Origin of the sequence: Bradyrhizobium sp. CCGUVB23 (assembly GCF_024199885.1) — a bacterium.
GTDB lineage: Bacteria > Pseudomonadota > Alphaproteobacteria > Rhizobiales > Xanthobacteraceae > Bradyrhizobium.
The window spans coordinates 3,852,972-3,872,115 of record NZ_JANADQ010000001.1 but is presented as its reverse complement, the minus strand read 5'-3'; the positions used below and the strand labels follow the sequence as shown (position 1 = coordinate 3,872,115).

Sequence of the window (19,144 nt, the reverse complement as noted above, 5' to 3'; positions counted from 1 at the left end):
GCAGGCCTATGTTAGCCAACCGGCCGCGATATCAGGCCCATTCGGGTAAGGAGACATTTTCATGACCAACGGAAACGGCACCCCCGAGGCAGGCCAGGCTCCGCAGCTCAACGTGCTGGCGCAATACACCAAGGATCTGTCGTTCGAGAATCCGAACGCCCCGACCTCGTTGCAGCCGCAGAGCCAGCAGCCCCAGATCAACATCCAGATCAACGTCAATGCCAACAACCTCTCGGAACACGAGTATGAGGTCGTGTTGTCGGTCGAAGGCAAGGCCGAGACCGCGGGCAAGGTGATGTTCTCCTTCGAGCTCGCCTATGCCGGCGTGTTCCGCATCGTCAATGTGCCGCAGGAAAACCTGCATCCGCTGGTCATGATCGAATGCCCGCGGCTGTTGTTCCCGTTCGCCCGCGAGATCATCGCTACCGCCGTGCGCGACGGCGGGTTCCCGCCGCTGATGCTGGATCCGGTCGACTTCGTCGGTCTCTACCGGCAGAACATGGAGCGACAAATGGCCGCCCAGGGTCAGGTCAAGCCGAGCTGAGTCAGGTCTAATTATAATGATGGCTCTTGGTTGGAACGACTAGCCACGGGCTCGATGCAACCTCTCCCGCTTGCGGGGGAGGCACAGGCCGCCTTCGGCGGCCGTCCTCTTAAAAAACGCCGAGGCAAAGCCTCGGCTATGGCGAAGCGCCGGGTGGGGGCTTTCTCCACATCGGGAGTGTTGATTGCGGAAACACCCTCTCCCGCAAGCGGGAGAGCGCACTTCCGCCGCGGCCACCAGACCTCATCTCATCAGGGTCTAGTTAGGTCGGACTTGCTGCCGGCTGGGCGAGATACTCGTTCCAGATCGCCTTTTCACCCATCGTCGCAATGAAGGCCCGATGGGCCTCGCGCTCCGCCTCGCTGACGCGTGGGGCCAGCGGTGCCGGCCGCTGCCGCCGCGGTGCATCGCCACTCGCCCCGACGCGGATTTCCTCGGCGTCAGACGCCAGGATGAGCTGCGACTGCCGGGCGCCGATCAAATCGACATAGACTTCCGCGAGCAGCTCGGAGTCGAGCAACGCACCGTGCTTGGTGCGGTGGGAATTGTCGATCGCATAGCGCGAGCAGAGATCATCGAGCCGGTTCGACACGCCGGGATGCTTGCGCCGCGCCAGTAGGAGCGTGTCGACCAGCCGCTCGCGCGGGATCGCGGCGCGCTTGATGCGGTCGAGCTCGGCATTGATGAAGCTGATGTCGAACGAGGCGTTGTGGATCACCAGCGGCGCATCGCCGATGAATTCCAGGAACTCGTCGACGACCTCGTGAAACAGCGGCTTGGTCGCAAGAAACTCGCTCGACAGGCCGTGCACCGCAAAGGCTTCCGCCGGCATGTCCCTTTCAGGATTGATGTAGCGGTGAAAGGTCTGCCCCGTGGGCATGCGATTGAAGATCTCGACGCAGCCGATTTCGACCAGGCGGTCGCCGCGCAGGGGGTCGAGGCCGGTGGTTTCAGTGTCGAGAACGATTTCGCGCATATTCTTCAGGAGCCGGTCAGATGAGCGAATCAGCTTCGCCGCTGCGGCATTTTAACGACCTCGGCCAGGATGTGCTTGATCTGTGCACGCACGGGATCGAGCCCGTGCGAGGTATCCACCACGAAATCGGCCCGCTTGCGCTTCTCGGCATCGGGCGTCTGCTTGGCGATGATGGCGTCGAGTTTTTCGGCATCCATGGTGCCGCGCGCCAGCACGCGCTCGCGCTGATGTTCTGGTGAGGTCGTGACCACGACGACCGCATCGACGCGCTTCTCGCCGCCGGTCTCAAACAGCAGCGGGATGTCCAGCACGACGACGGGCGCCTTCCTGGCCTCGGCATCCGCGAAAAACCGCGCGCGCGAGGCGCCGAGCATCGGATGGACGATCTGCTCGAGCTGCTTCATCGCCGCGGCATCGCCGACCACCCGCGCCGACAGCTTTGCACGGTCGACCTTGCCGTTCCCTGTGGTGCCGGGAAAGGCAGCTTCGATCGCGGGAGCCGCCTCGCCCTCATAGAGTTGATGGACGGCGGCATCGGCGTCGTAGACGGGGACACCAGCCTCCGCGAACAGATTCGCGGTGGTGGATTTGCCCATCCCGATCGAGCCGGTCAGTCCGAGGATCAGCATCAGGTCGCAGCCATTTGTCGGTTCAGTCAGCAACTAGACGCTCGTGCCGCAGGAACGCAAGCAGCGGCAACAGCGGCAGGCCGAGGATGGTGAAATGATCGCCCTCGATTTTCTCGAACAGATGAACTCCGAGGCTTTCGAGCTGATAGGCACCGACGCTGGTAGTGACATTATCGCCGGCGGCATCGAGATAGGCGGAGAGCTCAGCCTCAGTCATTTGTCGCATGGTCATGCGAGCGACCGAAACATCCTCGAACAGGACAGCGGCGTCACGCGCCAGGGCAACCGCGGAGTGCAGCTCATGCGTGCGGCCGGCGAGATCGCGCAGTTGCGCCATTGCCTGGGCCCGGCCGGACGGCTTTGTGAACAGCTGCTCGCCGAGCGCCAAGGTCTGGTCCGCGCCGATGACGTAACAGCCGGGATACTGAGCAGATACTGCCTTCGCCTTTTCGCGCGCCAGAAGCAGCGCGATCTCGCGCGGGCTGGACAGCTCCGAGGCTTCCTGCACGCCGCGCTCATCAATAGCGGCAGGTCTCGCTTCGAACGCGAGGCCGGCATTGGCCAGCAACATTTTTCGCGCCTGGCTTTGCGAGGCCAGGATCAGTGGAGCTTTGCCGCGCCAGAGGGACATAGACGGCCTAGTCCGAGGGACGGTTGCGTTGCCGGTCGGTATAGAGCTTCATGATCGCCGCCGCCGTTTCCTCGATCGAGCGGCGCGTCACCTCGAGCAACGGCCAATTGTGCTTGGCGCTGAGCTTGCGGGCGAAGGCGACTTCATCCGCCACAGCCTGCTTGTCGATATAGGTGTCGCTGCTGGTATCGGCGCCCATCGTCAAAAGCCGGTTCTGACGGACCTGGATCAGCCGCTCCGGCGTCGCATGCAGGCTCACCACCAACGGCCGGGTCAGGGTCTCCAATTGCGAGGGCACCGGAATGCCCGGCACCAGCGGCACGTTGGCGGTGCGGATGCCGCGATTGGCGAGATAGATCGAGGTCGGCGTCTTCGACGTCCGCGACACGCCGACGAGGACGACGTCGGCTTCTTCCAGGCCATCAACGTGCTGACCATCGTCATGCATCATCGTGTAGTTCAGGGCGTCGATGCGCTTGAAATATTCCGCATTGAGCACGTGCTGGGCGCCGACACGGCCCGTCGTTGCCGCGCCGAGATAGGCCTCGAACAATTGCATCACCGGGCCGATGATCGACAGGCTCGGAACATTGATTTGCTTGCACTTGTCCTCGAGCCGGGAGACCAGATCCTTCTCCAGCAGCGTGAACAGCACGATCCCCGGCGCCTCCTCGATCTCGTCGAGCACGCGATCGAGCTGCTTCTGGCTGCGCACCAGCGGATAGACGTGCTCGACCGGCGTGACGTTGGCGTATTGCGCGGCGACCGCGCGCGCCACGGTGATCAGGGTCTCACCGGTGGAGTCGGAAACCAGATGGAGATGGAAATAATTGTTGGAGGTCGGCACGAAATCTCTTTGAGGGCTTGGGATGAAGGCTGGGTGGTTTGTGAATTTCTGTGGAGCTTAACCCCTCGGAAAGGGTTGTGCGACAGGACGGGCGGGATAACGGCCAAGTTTCTTCACACCACTGCCCGGAAGGACAAGTCCGGAGGACAGGCGAAGGGGAAGCGGGACAGCACCGGCAAGCCGCTTCATAAGCTACCGATAATTTCTCACAAGTCTTTGAAGATGGATGAATTATCCGCGTTCGCCGGGATCGCGCGGGATATGTTGATGGATGTGTACAAGCGCCAGCAAAGCGCCTGACAGCATTGCGTGAGTCCAATCCACCGTCATTCAGACTCAAACCTTAAGAATCTAAGATTCTAGATTTGAGAAGGGCACTACGGACGGATATGTGTGCGCCGACAGAACTTAACGAGTTCTTACTATCCCCAGCGATCGGAACGCTGGATGCAAATTCGGACGTTGGAAATGCTCGACGAGCTCTACCCCTGGATCAAGGCGCTGCATGTGATCGCCGTCATCTCCTGGATGGCGGGCATGCTCTATCTGCCGCGGCTGTTCGTTTATCACTGCGAGGCCGAGATCGGCTCAAAGCAGTCGGAAACCTTCAAGGTGATGGAACGCCGGCTTCTCAAGGCGATCATCAACCCCGCGATGATCGTGACCTGGCTCGCCGGGCTCTATCTCGCGTGGTCCGGCCATTGGTTCACGTCGCCCTGGTTGCACGTAAAACTGGCACTGGTGCTGGCGCTGTCCGCGGTCCACGGCTTTTTTTCCCGCTGGTGTAAGGATTTCGCTACCGACCGGCGTCCGCGGACACAGAAATTCTATCGTATTATCAATGAGGTGCCAACGGTCCTGATGATCTTCATCGTGATCATGGTGATCGTGAAGCCGTTCTAGGCAAAGTTCGAGGGGCAGCGCTCAGCGCTTCGGCTTGCGGAGGGCCAAGCGATTTTCTATATTGTCGCTATCCCCACCCAACGCAGGCGGATGTGGTTGTGTCCGAGCTTCTTCGAAAGCCGGGCGCCGCATCAGGTTTGAAGCCTCACCGGCACTCACCTTGCTAGACCTGCGGACCTTACCTGCTCGCGTCCGCATTTTCGAAGCCTCCTCGCACCCCCCTTCCAAGGTTACCCCACAGGACCACCCCAATGCGGGAAATCAAACTCCAAGACCTCAAGTCCAAGACCCCGGCCGAACTGGTCTCGTTCGCGGAAGAGAATGGGGTCGAGAATGCCAGCACCATGCGCAAGCAGGAGCTGTTGTTCGCCATCCTCAAGCAGCTTTCGCTCGCTGAGACCGACATCGTCGGCGAGGGCGTCGTCGAGGTGCTCTCCGACGGCTTTGGCTTCCTGCGTTCGCCGGACGCCAATTATCTGCCGGGACCGGACGACATCTACGTCTCGCCGTCGCAGATCCGCCGGTTCGGCCTGCGGACCGGTGACACCATCGAGGGCCATATTCGCAGCCCGAAGGAGGGCGAGCGCTATTTCGCGCTGCTCAAGGTCAACACGCTGAATTTCGAGGACCCGGAAAAGGCCAAGCACAAGGTCAATTTCGACAACCTCACGCCGCTGTTTCCGAATCAGCGTTTCCGCATGGAAATCGACGATCCGACGCGAAAGGATCTCTCCGCGCGCGTGATCGACATCGTCGCTCCCATCGGCAAGGGCCAGCGCGCCTTGATCGTTGCGCCGCCGCGCACCGGTAAGACCGTGCTGATGCAGAACATCGCGCACTCGATCACCGCGAATCACCCGGATTGCTATCTGATCGTGCTTCTGATCGACGAACGTCCGGAAGAAGTCACGGACATGCAGCGCTCGGTGAAGGGCGAGGTCGTCTCGTCAACCTTCGACGAGCCGGCGGTGCGTCACGTCCAGGTCGCCGAGATGGTGATCGAAAAGGCCAAGCGCCTGGTCGAGCATGGCCGCGACGTCGTGATCCTGCTCGACTCGATCACGCGCCTGGGTCGCGCCTACAATACGGTGGTGCCGTCATCCGGCAAGGTGCTGACCGGCGGCGTCGACGCCAACGCGCTGCAGCGCCCGAAGCGTTTCTTCGGTGCCGCGCGCAACATCGAGGAGGGCGGCTCGCTGACGATCATTGCGACCGCGCTGGTCGATACCGGCAGCCGCATGGACGAAGTCATCTTCGAAGAGTTCAAGGGCACCGGTAACTCGGAGCTGATCCTCGACCGCAAGGTCTCGGACAAGCGCACTTTCCCGGCGATCGACATCTCGCGCTCGGGCACCCGCAAGGAGGAGCTCATCACCGATCCGCAGGTGCTCAAGAAGATGTACGTGCTCCGCCGCATCCTCAACCCGATGGGCACGATGGACGCGATCGACTTCCTGCTCGACAAGCTGCGCTCGACCAAGAGCAATGCCGAGTTCTTCGATTCGATGAACACCTGAGCCGGGTTACGGCAATTTTCGCGAGGGGCGCCGTTGGGCGCCCTTTTGCGTTTTTGCTGCAGCATTGCTGCGCGACCGTGCAGCAAAATGTGAATCTGGCTCACCGCGCTAATGTTTTTTATAATTACTTGATATTGCTGGATAATTTTTTCTTGCCATTGGCTCTGGGTCGGCTGGAACCAAAAACATGCAGCAAAATGCTGCGCTTCATATTGCGGTGCACCACGCAGCGCTTGCTCCTCCAGGAATGCCCGGCAAGCTCGCGAACAGACCCAAAAAACGAGATTTGCGTTTTGACGGGCGCGCGGACAAATAGGTCATGCATCCGCGGGACCAGACCATTTTCGCGCTGTCGTCAGGGCGGCCACCAAGCGCCATCGCGATCGTCCGCGTCTCGGGCGCAGAGTCCAGCCAGGTCCTGACGAGGCTGGCTGGGACGTTGCCGAAGCCGCGGCTCGCACATCGGGTGCTGCTGCGCGATGCGACCGGCCAGGCGATCGATGATGCCGTGGTGCTCTGGTTTCCGGGGCCTGCGAGCGCGACCGGCGAGGACGTCGCCGAATTCCACGTTCACGGCGGCCGGGCGGTGCTGGCAGCGCTGTTCGCAGCGATTTCTGATAATCAGAATGTGCGCGCGGCCGATCCAGGCGAGTTCACCCGCCGTGCCTTCGAGAACGGCAAGCTCGATCTTACCGAGGCCGAGGGCCTCGACGATCTCATCCACGCCGACACCGACCGGCAGCGCCGCCAGGCGCTGCGCCAATTGCAGGGATTGCTTGGTGAACGCGCGCGCGACTGGCGCGAGCGAATCATCGAGTCGTCCGCGCTGATCGAGGCCGGCATCGACTTCTCCGATGAAGGGGACGTATCGGCGGAATTGCTGGCGCCGGCGCGCGTGAAGATCAAGGCACTGCATGACGAAATCGCAAAAGTGCTTGCAGCGCAGGGCCAGGCTGAACGTCTGCGCGATGGCCTCGTGGTCGCGATCGCCGGGCCGCCGAACGTCGGAAAGTCGACGCTGATCAATCAGCTGGCGCGGCGCGAGGTCGCGATCGTCTCGCCGCACGCCGGCACGACGCGCGACGTGATCGAGGTGCAACTCGACCTCGACGGCTATCCCGTGACTGTGATCGACACCGCCGGCATTCGCGAGACCGACGATCCCGTCGAGCAGGAAGGCGTGCGTCGCGCCCGCGCACGGGCGGCGGACGCCGATCTTGTGCTGTGGCTGGCTGATGCCGATCGAAGCGAGGAGGGCCGGCCGGCCGGGACCGCGCCGGTCTGGACGGTGCGCAACAAGATCGACCTTGGCCAAGAGAGCTTGCAAGAGAGCTTGCGGGAGACTTTGCAGGAGATCTCGCATGCGGCCTTGAGGCCGAAGGCGAACAAGGCTATTGGGCCTGACCCGCGCGCCACGATGTTTGCGATCTCGGCGCGGCGCGGCGAGGGACTGCCCGAGCTGATCGCGGCATTGGTGGAGTTCGCTGCCGAGTTCTTCGGAACGAGCGAGGGCGCGCTGGTCACCCGCGCCCGGCAGCGCGATCTGTTGAGCCAGGCCGCCGAATCATTGGAGCGGAGCCTCGGTCTTCTCAGTGAAGGCGAGGAGCTCGCCGCGGAGGAGCTTCGCGCCGCCGCTTACGCACTCGGCCGATTGCTGGGCCGGGTCGACGTCGAAGACGTCCTCGGCGCCATCTTCCAGAAATTCTGTATCGGAAAGTAGCGCTAGTTCTTCATTGTAGAACTATCGCTTGTTCCCACTCCTTGTGTTTCACGTGAAACACGAGCGACCGTGATTGGCGTAGCCCGGATTTCGCGGGTCCCTGGGGGCGATCTGACATCGTCGCGCGGAGGGATGGCGGCTGAGCTTGGACGCGGGCCTCAATTTCGTCATTGCGAGGAGCCCTTGCGACGAAGTAATCCAGGCTTTCGCCGCGTAGATAGTCTGGATTGCTTGGCTCCACTCGCAATGACTATAGTGTCGTGGCGCTGCCGATCGAATTGTCTGGTGGGTGGGGCGCTATGACTTCCTCGTGACACCTTTCCTGCCGCACGCCCCAACTTGTTTCACGTGAAACAGCGCGAGCGCTAGTCCTTCTACTTTGCATGGGGTTGTTTTCGCGAAACCGCTTTGCCCCAGCGACCCTGTTTCACGTGAAACAGCCACTCACCCAGTTTCCACTTCCGGCTTCTTCCTCCCTGAGCTAGAAGTCCGGCCATGCGGACAGAGCCAGAGAGTTTCGACGTCATCGTCATTGGCGGCGGCCATGCCGGCTGTGAGGCCGCGGCTGCTTCTGCCCGGATGGGTGCGGCGACTGCTCTGGTGACGCATCGGTTTTCGACCATCGGCGCGATGTCCTGCAATCCCGCCATTGGCGGACTCGGCAAGGGCCATCTGGTCCGCGAAGTCGACGCGCTCGATGGTCTGATGGGCCGGGTGGCGGACGCCGGGGGCATCCAGTTCAGGATGCTCAATCGTCGCAAGGGTCCGGCCGTCCGCGGTCCCAGGACCCAGGCCGACCGCAAGCTCTATGCGGCGGCGATGCAGGCCGCGATCCGACAGACCGATGGTCTCAGCGTGATCGAAGGCGAGGCGGACGAGCTGATCGTCTCGGATGGTCGCGTCACAGGGCTCCGTCTGGCCGATGGCCGGACGATCCGGGCAGGGGCCATCGTGGTCACCACCGGCACCTTTTTGCGCGGCCTGATCCATCTGGGTGAGAAGAACTGGCCAGCCGGCCGCGTCGGCGAGGCGCCGGCGATGGGTCTGTCGAAGTCCTTTGAGCAGGCCGGCTTCACACTGGGCCGGCTCAAGACCGGCACGCCGCCACGCCTCGATGGCACGACGATCGACTGGTCCGCCGTGGAGATGCAGCCCGGCGACGATCCGCCGGAGCCGTTCTCGGTCATGACGGAGCGGATCACGACCCCGCAGATCCAGTGCGGCATCACCCGCACCACGGCTGCGACCCATGAGGTGATCCGGGCCAACGTCCACCGCTCGCCGATGTACTCCGGCCAGATCAAGAGCACCGGGCCGCGCTATTGCCCGTCGATCGAAGACAAGATCGTCCGCTTTGGCGATCGGGACGGCCACCAGATCTTCCTGGAGCCGGAAGGGCTCGACGATCCGACCGTCTACCCCAACGGCATCTCGACCTCGCTGCCGGAGGAAGTCCAGCTCGCGATCCTCGCCAGCATCCCGGGTCTCGAGCGGGTAAAGATGGTCCGGCCGGGCTACGCCATCGAATACGACCATATCGATCCCCGGGAGCTCGATCCGACCCTCCAGACCAGGCGGGTGCGGGGGCTGTTCCTGGCCGGACAGATCAACGGCACCACGGGATACGAGGAAGCTGCGGCCCAAGGCATTGTCGCCGGTCTGAACGCGGCATTGGCCGCGAGCGGGGCGGCGCTCACGGTATTCGACCGCGCCGACGGCTATCTGGGGGTGATGATCGACGATCTCGTCACCCGGGGCATCTCCGAGCCCTACCGGATGTTCACCTCACGCGCCGAGTACCGGCTGACCCTGCGGGCGGACAATGCCGACCAGCGCCTGACCGAGAAGGGCATTGACCTCGGATGCGTCGGCAGCGCCCGGACCAAGCACCATCGCGCCAAGATGGCGGCTCTCGGGGCGGCCAAGACGCTGTCAAAATCCCTGACGCTGACGCCGAACGAAGCGGCTAAGCACGGTCTGTCCTTGAATAGGGACGGCCAGCGCCGGTCGGCCTTTGAGCTATTGGCCTATCCGGACGTCGGCTGGAGCCAGGTCCGCGCGATCTGGCCGGAGCTGTCGGCCATTGACCCCGTGATCGCGACCCACCTCGAGATCGACGCCAAGTACGATGTCTATCTCGAACGCCAGAGCGCCGACGTCGAGGCCTTCCGCCGGGACGAGGGCTTGGTGCTGGCCGATGTCGACTACCAGCTCGTGCCCGGGCTCTCCAACGAGGTGCGAGCCAAGCTGGAGAAGGCGCGGCCGTTCACGGTCGGGCAGGCGGGCCGGATCGACGGCATGACGCCGGCCGCCCTGGGCATCCTGGCGGCCTATCTGCGCCGCGAGGCACGCCGCAAGACCTCCAAGGCGACTGCTTAGGGCGTTTCACGTGAAACAGCGCGGACCGGCCAGGGGCAAATCCTCATCACGGCAATCTGACGCGGGCGAGGGGGTCCGGAAGCCGGCGCCATCGCAAGGCGAGCAGGCGTTGGACTCGGCTCTGGCGGCGGACAAGGCCGCAGCCCTCAAGCTCGCCCCCGTTTCACGTGAAACGGAGGCGCGTCTTGATCGCTACGTCGCTCTGCTTCGGGAATGGCAGGCCAAGACCAATCTGGTCGCGCCCTCGACGCTGCCGCATCTTTGGACCCGCCACATCGCTGATTCGCTCCAGCTCGTCTCGCTCGCGCCATCAGCGAAGCACTGGGCTGATCTCGGCAGCGGCGGCGGCTTCCCAGGTGTGGTCCTGGCCTGCGTGATGGCGGAGGTGCCGGGCGCGAGCGTCCACCTCGTTGAACGTATCGCCAAGAAGGCCGCGTTCCTGCGCGAGGCCATCCGCGTCACGGGTTCGCCGGGGGTCGTACATCTCGCCGAGATCGGGGATAATGTGGATAGAATCACCGGCCCGGTCGATTGCGTCACCGCGCGCGCGCTGGCTCCGCTACATCAACTCATCGGCTTTGCGGAGCCTTTGGTTCGCAGCGGTGCAAAAGCGTTGTTTCCCAAGGGTCAAGATGTAGAGGCTGAATTGACCGAAGCCGCTAAATATTGGACTATTCAGCCCAAGCTCCATCAAAGCCGGACGGGCGACGGTTGGATCGTGGAGCTGGACACTATCCAGCGGCGTGGGTGAGGCCCGGAAACCGGGGTCGAGTGGGGAAGTGGCATGACCGTGATTGACGAACCTCAGCAGGAGCATACCGAGACGGTGCCGCAGGGCCATCCGCGGATCCTGGCGCTCGCGAATCAGAAGGGCGGCGTGGGAAAAACAACCACGGCGATTAATCTCGGCACGGCACTCGCAGCGATTGGTGAGCGCGTCCTGATCGTCGATCTGGATCCGCAAGGCAACGCTTCGACCGGTCTCGGCATCGATCGCCGCAATCGCTCCTGCTCGACCTACGACGTACTCGTTGGCGAAGCGGCCTTGCGCGAAGCGGTGGTCGCGACCGCGGTGCCCCGGCTGGCCATCGCGCCCTCGACCATGGACCTCTCCGGCCTCGAGCTCGAGCTCGGCACCACGCCCGGCCGCGCCTTCCGCCTGCGCGATGCGATCTCTTCGCTCAACAACAACGTCTCGCCGGATGCCGACTACACCTATGTGCTGATCGATTGCCCGCCCTCGCTCAACCTGCTCACGGTCAACGCGATGGCGGCCTCCGATGCGATCCTGGTGCCGCTGCAATGTGAGTTCTTCGCGCTCGAAGGTCTGTCGCAACTTTTGCAGACGGTCGAGCAGGTGCGCTCGACGCTCAATCCCAATCTGTCGATCCACGGCATCGTGCTGACCATGTTCGACTCGCGCAACAATTTGTCGAACCAGGTCGTCGCCGACGTCCGCCAGTTCATGGGCGAGAAGGTCTACAAGACCATGATCCCGCGCAACGTGCGCATCTCCGAGGCGCCGTCCTACGGCAAGCCGGTGCTGGTCTACGATCTCAAATGCGTCGGCAGCGAAGCGTACTTGCGGCTCGCCACGGAAGTGATCCAGCGCGAGCGTGAGCTGCGCACCACGCATTGAAGCGACGTTGATCCGTAGGATGGGTAGAGCGCAGCGAAACCCATCATCACCATTGTCGCCCGCGAGATGGGTTTCGCTTCGCTCTACCCATCCTACAAGTTTTTGAAATTCAGTTCTGGAGTGCTGCCAAGTGAATCCAAGGGAGCTGGCGATGGCCGACGAAGCGCGTTCGCGACTGGGCCGGGGTCTTGCGAGTCTGATCGGTGACGTCGGCGGCGAGGCTGCGCATGTCGAGCGGCCGCGCGCGCAGCGCAAGGTGCCGATCGAATTCTTGAAGGCCAATCCGCGCAACCCGCGCCGCACCTTCTCGGAGACCGAGCTCAAGGAGCTCAGCGACTCCATCAAGCAGCATGGCGTGATCCAGCCGATCGTGGTGCGACCGGTGAAGGGCTCGCAGGACCGCTACGAGATCATTGCCGGCGAGCGGCGCTGGCGTGCCTCGCAACTCGCAGGCCTGCATGAGGTGCCGATCGTCCCGGTCGACATCAGCGACAGCGACGCGCTGGAATTCGCGATCATCGAGAACGTGCAGCGCGAAGACCTCAACCCGATGGAAGAGGCACAGGGCTATCACGCGCTCGCCAATGAGTTCAAACGCAGCCAGGACGACATCGCGAAACTCGTCGGCAAGAGCCGCAGCCACGTCGCCAACATGATGCGGCTGACGAAGCTGCCGGCGGAGGTGCAGGCCTTCATCGCGACCGGGCAGTTGACCGCCGGCCACGCCCGCGCGCTGATCGGCGTGCCCGATCCGCTCGCCGCCGCCAAGCGCATCGTCGAGGAAGGCCTCAACGTGCGCCAGGCCGAAGCGCTGGCGCACGAGGAGGGCGTGCCGGAGCGCAAGCCGCAGAAGGCGCGCGGCGGGGCCAAGGAGAAGGATCCCGATACGGTTGATCTGGAGAAGCGCGTCAGCGACGCGCTCGGTCTCAAGGTCACCGTCAACCACCGCGATCCCGGCGGCTCCGTGCAGATCAACTACCGCAACCTCGAGCAGCTCGACGAGGTGATGAAGCGGCTGGCGAAGGGCGCGCTCTAAGCCACGATCGTCGTTCCGGGGCGCCCGCAGGGCGAACCCGGAATCCAGAGATTGTGGCGCGAGATTCTCAGGCGCGCAATTGCGCGCCGTAGTTCACGCTTCGCGTGCCCCGGAATGACATCGAGCATTTGGCGCGCATCTGCCTCCACATCGTCATTGCGAGCGCAGCGAAGCAATCCAGAATCTTTCCGCGGAGGGACTCTGGATTGCTTCGCTGCGCTCGCAATGACTCGTAGATAGAGTAGAGCCTCAGCCCCGCCGCTTCGCGTTCGCGGCGATCGCCATCAGCGTGCGCTGGGCGATCGCGGCGGCGAGGGATGGTTGCTTGCGGGTGTCGAGCGCGGCGGTTGCGAGCTGCTCGATGACGCCGGCGAGCCGCGCCACGCTGAAATTACGCAGCGCCGTTTCGACCGCGGGCTTTCGTGAAAAATGCAGCCGCGGAAAGCCGCCTTCGAGCACGGCGGAGATCGGCGTGCCCTCGGCGACGGTGAGCGCCGACTTGTGCAGCCACGCCGCCTGGCGCTGCGCGGCCGAGATGATCATGCCGGGATAGGTGCCGGCGATCATCGCCTTGGCGAACTCGCTTTCGACGATGTCGGGGCGTCCGGCGAAGGCGCCGTCGACGATCGGATCGAGCTTCAGCTCGGACGCGTCGGCGACGACAGCCATCACGGCGTCGAGCGTGATCTCGCCCTTGCCGTGAGCATAGAGCGTCAGCTTGCGCAGCTCGTTGCGCGAGGCCTGGCGATCGCCGCCGAGGAACGACATCAACGCGGCGCGCGCGTCCTGCGCGATACGCAAGTTGGCGATGCGGAGTTCGTCCTCCATCAGCTTGGCAAGATCGCGCTCGGTGTCGGGATAGCAGCCGATCGCGACCGCCGTCTTGGCGCGCTCGCAGGCCTTGCGCAGCGGCGATTCCGGGCGCAGCTCGCCAGCCTCGATCACGATGCGGCAGTCCTTCACACTCATCTCGGCCAGCGTGTCGACGCCGCTGGCAAAGCTGCGTGAGCCGGCGCGCACGCGGATGGCGCGGCGGCCGCCGAACAGCGGCACGGTCATGGCTTCGTCGACGAGGCGCGAGGGCTCAGCCGAGAGCTCATCACCGTCGAGCTTGACCATCGAGAAGGGGTCGTTGGGATCATCGACCGCGGATGCGATCAGCGCGTCGGCGCGCTCGCGCACGAGGCCAGCATCGGGGCCATAGAGCAGGATGATCGGGCGGCCCGAATCGGGCCGGGCCAGGAAAGCGTCGATCTCTTTTCCGCGCAGCGCGACCAAGAACGTCAGGTGCCGGCGGTAAAGAACGCGGCGAGGCGGGTCGAGATGTTCTCGGCGACCTCGTTGGCGGCACGGTCTTCCGCATCACGAACGGCGCGCTGACGGGCGAAGCGCTGGTAGGAGCCCGGAATGTCGTAGGACACGCGCGAGAACGTGGTACCGGTCATTACCGATTTATCAGTCGCGTTGTCGATCAGATTATACTGAACGTCGATGCCGTAATTCTCGCTGGTCGGCAGTCCTGTCGCAGCGCTGACGATCAGCGAAGACCGGCTGGTCGAGAATCGCAGCACCAGGCGATGGGTCGGCGGTGCGCCCGTAGCTGTGCCATAAAGCTTGAAGGCGAGGGCGTTGCGAATCTCCACCCCGACCCTGGCCTCGCGCGAGGCGTTGGGTTTGTCGACGGGGGGGAGTTCCACCCCCATCAGCTTGTCGCGCAATCCCGGAGTACCGTCGGTATGCTCGGCATACATCGGCTGGAAGCAGCCGGCCGTGAGCGCCGCGAGGGCGGCGACCGCGACGAGGCGGGCTGCGATGCGGATCCTAGCCGACAACATTCACGATCCTCTTGGGGACGATGATCACCTTGCGGACGGGCTTGCCGTCCAGGGCCAGTTTTACCGCATCGAGCGCCAAAACGGCAGCCTCGATTTCCGGATTCTGGGCCACTGTTGCAACCGTGACCTCACCCCGCTTCTTGCCGTTGACCTGGACCACCAGGGTCACGGCGTCTTCAACCAGCAAATCGCGTTCGATTTGGGGCCATGAGGCCTCCGAAACAAAGCCGGTCTGGCCCAGCACCTGCCAGCACTCCTCGGCCAGGTGCGGCATCATCGGGGAGAACAGCTGGACCAGGATGGTCCCGGCCTCCCGAATCGCCCAGCCGAGGTCGTCCGCCGGCTGGCCGGGGCGCTGGAGCACCTCGGACAGGCTATTGGCGAATTCGCGGATATGGGCGAGGCAAACGTTGAAGTGCAGCCGCTCGATTCCGACCGTGACCTTGTCCAGCGCGCCATGGGCGGCCTTGCGCAGGCCCAGCGCATCGGCGCCAAAGCTCGCCGGCCGGGCCGCCGGCGCGCCCTTGGAGGCTTCGGCGGATTCATTCACCAGCCGCCACAGCCGCTGCACGAAGCGCGAGGCGCCCTGGACGCGCTCGTCGCTCCAGATCACATCGCGGTCGGGCGGGGAGTCCGACAGCATGAACCAGCGCGCGACGTCGGCGCCGTAGGTCTCGATGATGTCGTCGGGGTCGACCGTGTTCTTCTTCGACTTCGACATCTTCTCGATCGCGCCGATCTGGATGTCTTCGCCGGTCGCAAGCAGCGTGGCGCGGCGGCCGTTGCCACCTGTCTCGACCTTCACCTCGACCGGCTGCACATAGGTGCCGTCGGCCTTCTGGTAGGTCTCGTGCACCACCATGCCCTGGGTGAACATGCCGGCGAACGGCTCGTCCAGCGCGATATGCCCAGTCGCCTTCATCGCGCGGGTAAAGAAGCGGCTGTAGAGCAGATGCAGGATCGCGTGCTCGACGCCGCCGATATACTGGTCGACGGGCAGCATCCGGTTGGCGACCGCAGGCGTCGTCGGTGAGGCCTCGTTCCAGGGATCGGTGAAGCGCGCAAAGTACCAGGACGAATCCACGAAGGTGTCCATGGTGTCGGTTTCGCGGCTAGCGTGGCCGCCGCATTTGGGGCAGGTGACGTGCTTCCAGGTCGGATGATGATCGAGCGCGTTGCCCGGCCTGTCGAAGGTCGCATCATCAGGCAGCTTCACCGGCAGGTCTGAATCCGGCACCGGCACGACGCCGCATTTGGGGCAGTGGATGACGGGAATCGGGCAGCCCCAATAGCGCTGGCGCGAAACGCCCCAGTCGCGCAGGCGGAAATTCACCTGCCGCTCGCCGACGGGCGCGTTGCCGCGCATCTCGTTTTCCAGGCGCTTTGCGATCTCTTCCTTCGCCGCGTCGATGGTCATGCCATCGAGAAAGCGTGAATTGATCATCCGGCCGTCACCGTCATAGGCGGTGTCCGTGATGACGAACGTCTTCGGATCCTGGCCTTCGGGGCACACCACCGGCGTGACACCGAGATTGTACTTGTTGACGAAGTCGAGGTCGCGCTGGTCGTGGCCCGGGCAGCCGAAGATCGCGCCGGTGCCGTATTCCATCAGCACGAAGTTCGCGACATAGACCGGCAGCTTCCAGCTGGGATCGAACGGGTGGACCGCGCGGATGCCGGTGTCAAAGCCCTGCTTCTCGGCGGTGTCGATGATTTCCTGCGCGGTGCCGATCTTCTTGATCTCGGCGATGAACTCCGCAAGCTTCGGGTTCTTGGCGGCGGCCGCGATCGCCAGCGGATGATCGGCCGAGATCGCCATGAACTTTGCGCCGAACAGCGTGTCCGGGCGCGTGGTGAAGATCTTCAGCTCGCTCTCACCGGCAGGCGTCGTCGCCTGATCCAGCGCGAAACGGATCAAGAGGCCCTCCGAGCGGCCGATCCAGTTGCGCTGCATCAGCCGCACCTTGTCCGGCCAGCGGTCGAGCGTATCCAGTGCTGAGAGCAGCTCCTGCGAGTACTTCGTGATCTTGAAGACCCACTGGTTCATCTCGCGCTGTTCGACGACGGCGCCCGAACGCCAGCCACGGCCGTCGATCACCTGCTCGTTGGCGAGCACGGTCATGTCGACGGGGTCCCAGTTCACCTTGCGCTTCTCGCGCTCGGCGAGGCCTTCGCGCAGGAAGTCCAGGAACATCTTCTGCTGGTGCTTGTAGTAGGAGGGATCGCAGGTCGCGATCTCGCGGCTCCAGTCCAGCGACAGCCCGATCGAGCGGAGCTGCTTCTTCATCGCGGCGATGTTGTCGTATGTCCAGGCTTTCGGCGCGACCTTGCGCTCGATCGCGGCGTTCTCGGCCGGCAGGCCGAAGGCGTCCCAGCCCATCGGGTGCAGCACGTTGAAACCCTTGGCGCGCATGAAGCGGGCCAGCACGTCGCCGAGCGTATAGTTCCGGACATGGCCGATATGGATGCGCCCGGACGGGTAGGGGAACATCTCGAGCACATAGTATTTCGGCCGCGAATCGTCGTTTCGGGAGACGAAGATCGCCTTTTCGTCCCAGGCGGCTTGCCAGCGCGGTTCGGAATCGCGGGCGTTGTAGCGTTCGGAGGTCATGGAATCGTTGCGGTTTTCTAGGGTTCGGGCCGTCCTAAAGACGGCGGACTAGGCCACAAAAACCGCTGTGGGGTCAACGTCTAAGGCCTTCAAAACGGCCTGAGCAGGGGCTGTTTCAGCCCGCCATCGCGATCTCCGCGGCGCCTTCGCTGTCCTGCACCAAGCCGTGCTCGACGACGGTGTTGCGGCCGCGATGTTTGGCGGCGTAGAGCGCGGCATCGGCCGCTTCGATCAGATCGCCCGGACGCAAGGCCTCGCTGGGCCGCGCCGCGGCGACGCCGATCGAGACGGTGACGATCATGTGGCTCGAGGTGATGTGCGGCAGGCACAGCCGCAGCACCGCGGCACGCACGGTCTCGCCGATCTCGATGGCGCGGGCCAGATCAGTGTTCGGCAGCAGGAGACAAAATTCCTCGCCGCCATAGCGCGCGGCAAAACCCATGGTGTCGGCCGCGATCCCCGACAGCGTCTCGCCGAGCCTGGTCAGGCAGGAATCGCCCTCGAGATGGCCATAGGTGTCGTTGAAGAGCTTGAAATGGTCGACGTCGATCATCAGCAGCGACAGGTCGTTGTCGTACTGCTGCGCGCGCATCCATTCGAAATCGAGGCGGCTCTGGAAGCCGCGGCGGTTGGCAAGGCCCGACAGCATGTCGATCGAGGCCATGACAGTAAGTCGGTCGTTGCTCGCGATCAGCTCGCGCTCGCGCTGGCCGAGTTGGGCTGCCATTGCGTTGAAGGCGCGGGCGAGCGGCACGAACTCGGCGGGCAGGCGGTTGCGCGCGGCGCGGGCCGACAGGTCGCCCTCGCCAAAACGCTTGGCCATGTCGGCCAGCATCTCGATCGGCTTGATCACCAGCTTCTCGGCCGCGATCAGCGCGCCGAGCAGGACGAACACGACGACGAAGGCGAGCTGCAGATAGGCGGTGCGGATGTCGCGGTTGACCGCGGCGGAAACCTTGTCCTCGTCGATGCTGGCGATCAGGCGCGCATTTGTGCCGGCGATGCGGATGTAGCTGACCGCGCGGCGGGAGCCATCGACCGCCATGAAGGACAGCGATCCCTCGTCCTGGTCCGAGCGCAGCGCCATGTCGGCAATTGCCGACATCAGCGGCAGATTGTCGAGCGGACGACCGACCGAGCTGGACTGATCGGCGGGCGCGGCCAGCACCGTGCCTGCGCTGTCGACCAGCACGGCCGAAATGCCGGAGCGGCCGCCCAGATTGTTCATGATCTTCGACATCCAGTCGAGGTTCACGGTCGCGAGCACGACGGCGTCGGAGGTGCCCGAGAGCGCGGAGACCGGATAGACCGCCATCACGGTCGGCGTCTGCGAGGGTTTTGACAGCAGGAAATCGGAGAGCACGAAGCGGCCGGTCTCCTGCGCCTGCTGGAAATAGGGCCGGTCACTCAAGTCGAGGCCGACATACATGTTGTTGGTCGAGCACTGGATGCGTCCGTCCTGGCCGGCGATCAGCAGCGTGCGGATCCAGGGCAGGCTGGCCGGCAGGCTCGCGCGCAGCACGTCGCAGCTCTTGCTGACGCCGCCGGCGGAAGCGCGGATGAAGGCCTCGGATTTCAGAATCGTCTCGACCGAGGAAATCACCTCGCGCTGCGCGTCCGCGCTGTGCCTCGCGATTGTGGTGAACTCGGTCGTCGCCTGCGCGATCTGTTTTGCGCGCGCGTCCTCGAGTGAACGGATGCGCTCCAGCATCAAGGGTGCCACCAGAATCACCGCGAGCAAGGCGAACCGCGCCCGGATTCCGAGAACCTGCTTGAGTTTCGCGCGTTTGCGGTTGAGACTGATGTTGGCCATTTGTGCTACCCACCCCGCGCGCAACCTAGTTCCAAGGGTTCAAGAAGCCTTTCTTGAACTCGGT

Annotated in this window: 16 protein-coding genes; 8 read left to right on the top strand and 8 right to left on the bottom strand. The window is 63.8% G+C overall.

Annotated elements, in window-relative coordinates; genetic code table 11:
- Window positions 1-61 precede the first annotated feature (61 nt).
- Window positions 62-544, top strand: a complete 483-nt coding sequence (gene secB, locus NLN62_RS17695) for a protein-export chaperone SecB (protein ID WP_027525111.1) — start codon at window positions 62-64, stop codon at window positions 542-544.
- A 262-nt stretch (window positions 545-806) separates the two neighbouring features.
- Here the strand turns inward: secB and dnaQ are convergent, their stop codons facing one another.
- The 4 genes from dnaQ to NLN62_RS17675 are packed head-to-tail and all read right to left on the bottom strand — an operon-like array spanning window position 807 to window position 3,627.
- Window positions 807-1,529 carry a DNA polymerase III subunit epsilon gene (dnaQ, locus tag NLN62_RS17690; protein WP_256375306.1) on the bottom strand — a complete coding sequence of 241 codons (723 nt, stop codon included), beginning with the start codon at window positions 1,527-1,529 and terminating at the stop codon, window positions 807-809.
- A 20-nt stretch (window positions 1,530-1,549) separates the two neighbouring features.
- On the bottom strand, window positions 1,550-2,149 hold the full coding sequence (gene coaE, locus NLN62_RS17685; protein WP_254113539.1) for a dephospho-CoA kinase: 600 nt from the start codon (window positions 2,147-2,149) through the stop codon (window positions 1,550-1,552).
- Between the two features lie 22 nt (window positions 2,150-2,171).
- Window positions 2,172-2,780, bottom strand: a complete 609-nt coding sequence (locus NLN62_RS17680) for a nucleoside triphosphate pyrophosphatase (protein ID WP_254109657.1) — start codon at window positions 2,778-2,780, stop codon at window positions 2,172-2,174.
- A 7-nt stretch (window positions 2,781-2,787) separates the two neighbouring features.
- Window positions 2,788-3,627, bottom strand: a complete 840-nt coding sequence (locus NLN62_RS17675; RefSeq protein ID WP_027525107.1) for a pyruvate, water dikinase regulatory protein — start codon at window positions 3,625-3,627, stop codon at window positions 2,788-2,790.
- A gap of 468 nt (window positions 3,628-4,095) precedes the next feature.
- Here NLN62_RS17675 and hemJ point away from each other — a divergent pair, with 468 nt between their 5' ends.
- The 7 genes from hemJ to NLN62_RS17640 all read left to right on the top strand — a co-directional run bounded on the left by hemJ (window position 4,096) and on the right by NLN62_RS17640 (window position 12,821).
- Complete coding sequence (gene hemJ, locus NLN62_RS17670; protein WP_254113537.1) at window positions 4,096-4,530, top strand: protoporphyrinogen oxidase HemJ; 435 nt, start codon at window positions 4,096-4,098, stop codon at window positions 4,528-4,530.
- A gap of 251 nt (window positions 4,531-4,781) precedes the next feature.
- Window positions 4,782-6,047 carry a transcription termination factor Rho gene (gene rho / locus NLN62_RS17665; protein WP_027525104.1) on the top strand — a complete coding sequence of 422 codons (1,266 nt, stop codon included), beginning with the start codon at window positions 4,782-4,784 and terminating at the stop codon, window positions 6,045-6,047.
- A 319-nt stretch (window positions 6,048-6,366) separates the two neighbouring features.
- The gene (gene mnmE / locus NLN62_RS17660; RefSeq protein WP_254109656.1) at window positions 6,367-7,767 is read left to right on the top strand and encodes a tRNA uridine-5-carboxymethylaminomethyl(34) synthesis GTPase MnmE; all 1,401 of its coding nucleotides are present in this window, start codon (window positions 6,367-6,369) and stop codon (window positions 7,765-7,767) included.
- A gap of 495 nt (window positions 7,768-8,262) precedes the next feature.
- Window positions 8,263-10,146: a tRNA uridine-5-carboxymethylaminomethyl(34) synthesis enzyme MnmG gene (gene mnmG / locus NLN62_RS17655; protein ID WP_027525102.1), complete on the top strand. Its 1,884-nt coding sequence runs from the start codon at window positions 8,263-8,265 to the stop codon at window positions 10,144-10,146.
- Between the two features lie 109 nt (window positions 10,147-10,255).
- The gene (gene rsmG, locus NLN62_RS17650; RefSeq protein ID WP_254109654.1) at window positions 10,256-10,897 is read left to right on the top strand and encodes a 16S rRNA (guanine(527)-N(7))-methyltransferase RsmG; all 642 of its coding nucleotides are present in this window, start codon (window positions 10,256-10,258) and stop codon (window positions 10,895-10,897) included.
- A 33-nt stretch (window positions 10,898-10,930) separates the two neighbouring features.
- Window positions 10,931-11,785 (top strand): ParA family protein, encoded by an 855-nt coding sequence (locus tag NLN62_RS17645; protein WP_254109652.1) that lies wholly within the window; start codon window positions 10,931-10,933, stop codon window positions 11,783-11,785.
- Between the two features lie 151 nt (window positions 11,786-11,936).
- Entirely contained in the window at window positions 11,937-12,821 is an 885-nt protein-coding gene (locus tag NLN62_RS17640) for a ParB/RepB/Spo0J family partition protein (RefSeq protein WP_254109650.1), read from the top strand.
- A 249-nt stretch (window positions 12,822-13,070) separates the two neighbouring features.
- Here the strand turns inward: NLN62_RS17640 and holA are convergent, their stop codons facing one another.
- The 4 genes from holA to NLN62_RS17620 form a co-directional block, all read right to left on the bottom strand.
- Window positions 13,071-14,099 carry a DNA polymerase III subunit delta gene (gene holA / locus NLN62_RS17635; RefSeq protein ID WP_027525098.1) on the bottom strand — a complete coding sequence of 343 codons (1,029 nt, stop codon included), beginning with the start codon at window positions 14,097-14,099 and terminating at the stop codon, window positions 13,071-13,073.
- Window positions 14,100-14,104: 5 nt separating this feature from the next.
- Window positions 14,105-14,656: an LPS assembly lipoprotein LptE gene (gene lptE / locus NLN62_RS17630; RefSeq protein WP_027525097.1), complete on the bottom strand. Its 552-nt coding sequence runs from the start codon at window positions 14,654-14,656 to the stop codon at window positions 14,105-14,107.
- Window positions 14,643-17,267, bottom strand: a complete 2,625-nt coding sequence (gene leuS / locus NLN62_RS17625; RefSeq protein ID WP_254109648.1) for a leucine--tRNA ligase — start codon at window positions 17,265-17,267, stop codon at window positions 14,643-14,645. The genes lptE and leuS overlap by 14 nt, the downstream gene beginning before the upstream one ends.
- A gap of 115 nt (window positions 17,268-17,382) precedes the next feature.
- Complete coding sequence (locus NLN62_RS17620) at window positions 17,383-19,080, bottom strand: diguanylate cyclase domain-containing protein (RefSeq protein ID WP_254109646.1); 1,698 nt, start codon at window positions 19,078-19,080, stop codon at window positions 17,383-17,385.
- Window positions 19,081-19,144: the final 64 nt, after the last annotated feature.

Coding starts and splice junctions, on each gene's coding strand:
- mnmG (WP_027525102.1), top strand. CDS start 8,263: ATGCGGACAGAGCCAGAGAGTTTCGACGTCATCGTCATTGGCGGCGGC.
- lptE (WP_027525097.1), bottom strand. CDS start 14,656: ATGTTGTCGGCTAGGATCCGCATCGCAGCCCGCCTCGTCGCGGTCGCC.
- hemJ (WP_254113537.1), top strand. CDS start 4,096: ATGCTCGACGAGCTCTACCCCTGGATCAAGGCGCTGCATGTGATCGCC.
- NLN62_RS17640 (WP_254109650.1), top strand. CDS start 11,937: ATGGCCGACGAAGCGCGTTCGCGACTGGGCCGGGGTCTTGCGAGTCTG.
- NLN62_RS17680 (WP_254109657.1), bottom strand. CDS start 2,780: ATGTCCCTCTGGCGCGGCAAAGCTCCACTGATCCTGGCCTCGCAAAGC.
- coaE (WP_254113539.1), bottom strand. CDS start 2,149: ATGCTGATCCTCGGACTGACCGGCTCGATCGGGATGGGCAAATCCACC.
- NLN62_RS17645 (WP_254109652.1), top strand. CDS start 10,931: ATGACCGTGATTGACGAACCTCAGCAGGAGCATACCGAGACGGTGCCG.
- mnmE (WP_254109656.1), top strand. CDS start 6,367: ATGCATCCGCGGGACCAGACCATTTTCGCGCTGTCGTCAGGGCGGCCA.
- NLN62_RS17620 (WP_254109646.1), bottom strand. CDS start 19,080: ATGGCCAACATCAGTCTCAACCGCAAACGCGCGAAACTCAAGCAGGTT.
- rho (WP_027525104.1), top strand. CDS start 4,782: ATGCGGGAAATCAAACTCCAAGACCTCAAGTCCAAGACCCCGGCCGAA.
- secB (WP_027525111.1), top strand. CDS start 62: ATGACCAACGGAAACGGCACCCCCGAGGCAGGCCAGGCTCCGCAGCTC.
- leuS (WP_254109648.1), bottom strand. CDS start 17,267: ATGACCTCCGAACGCTACAACGCCCGCGATTCCGAACCGCGCTGGCAA.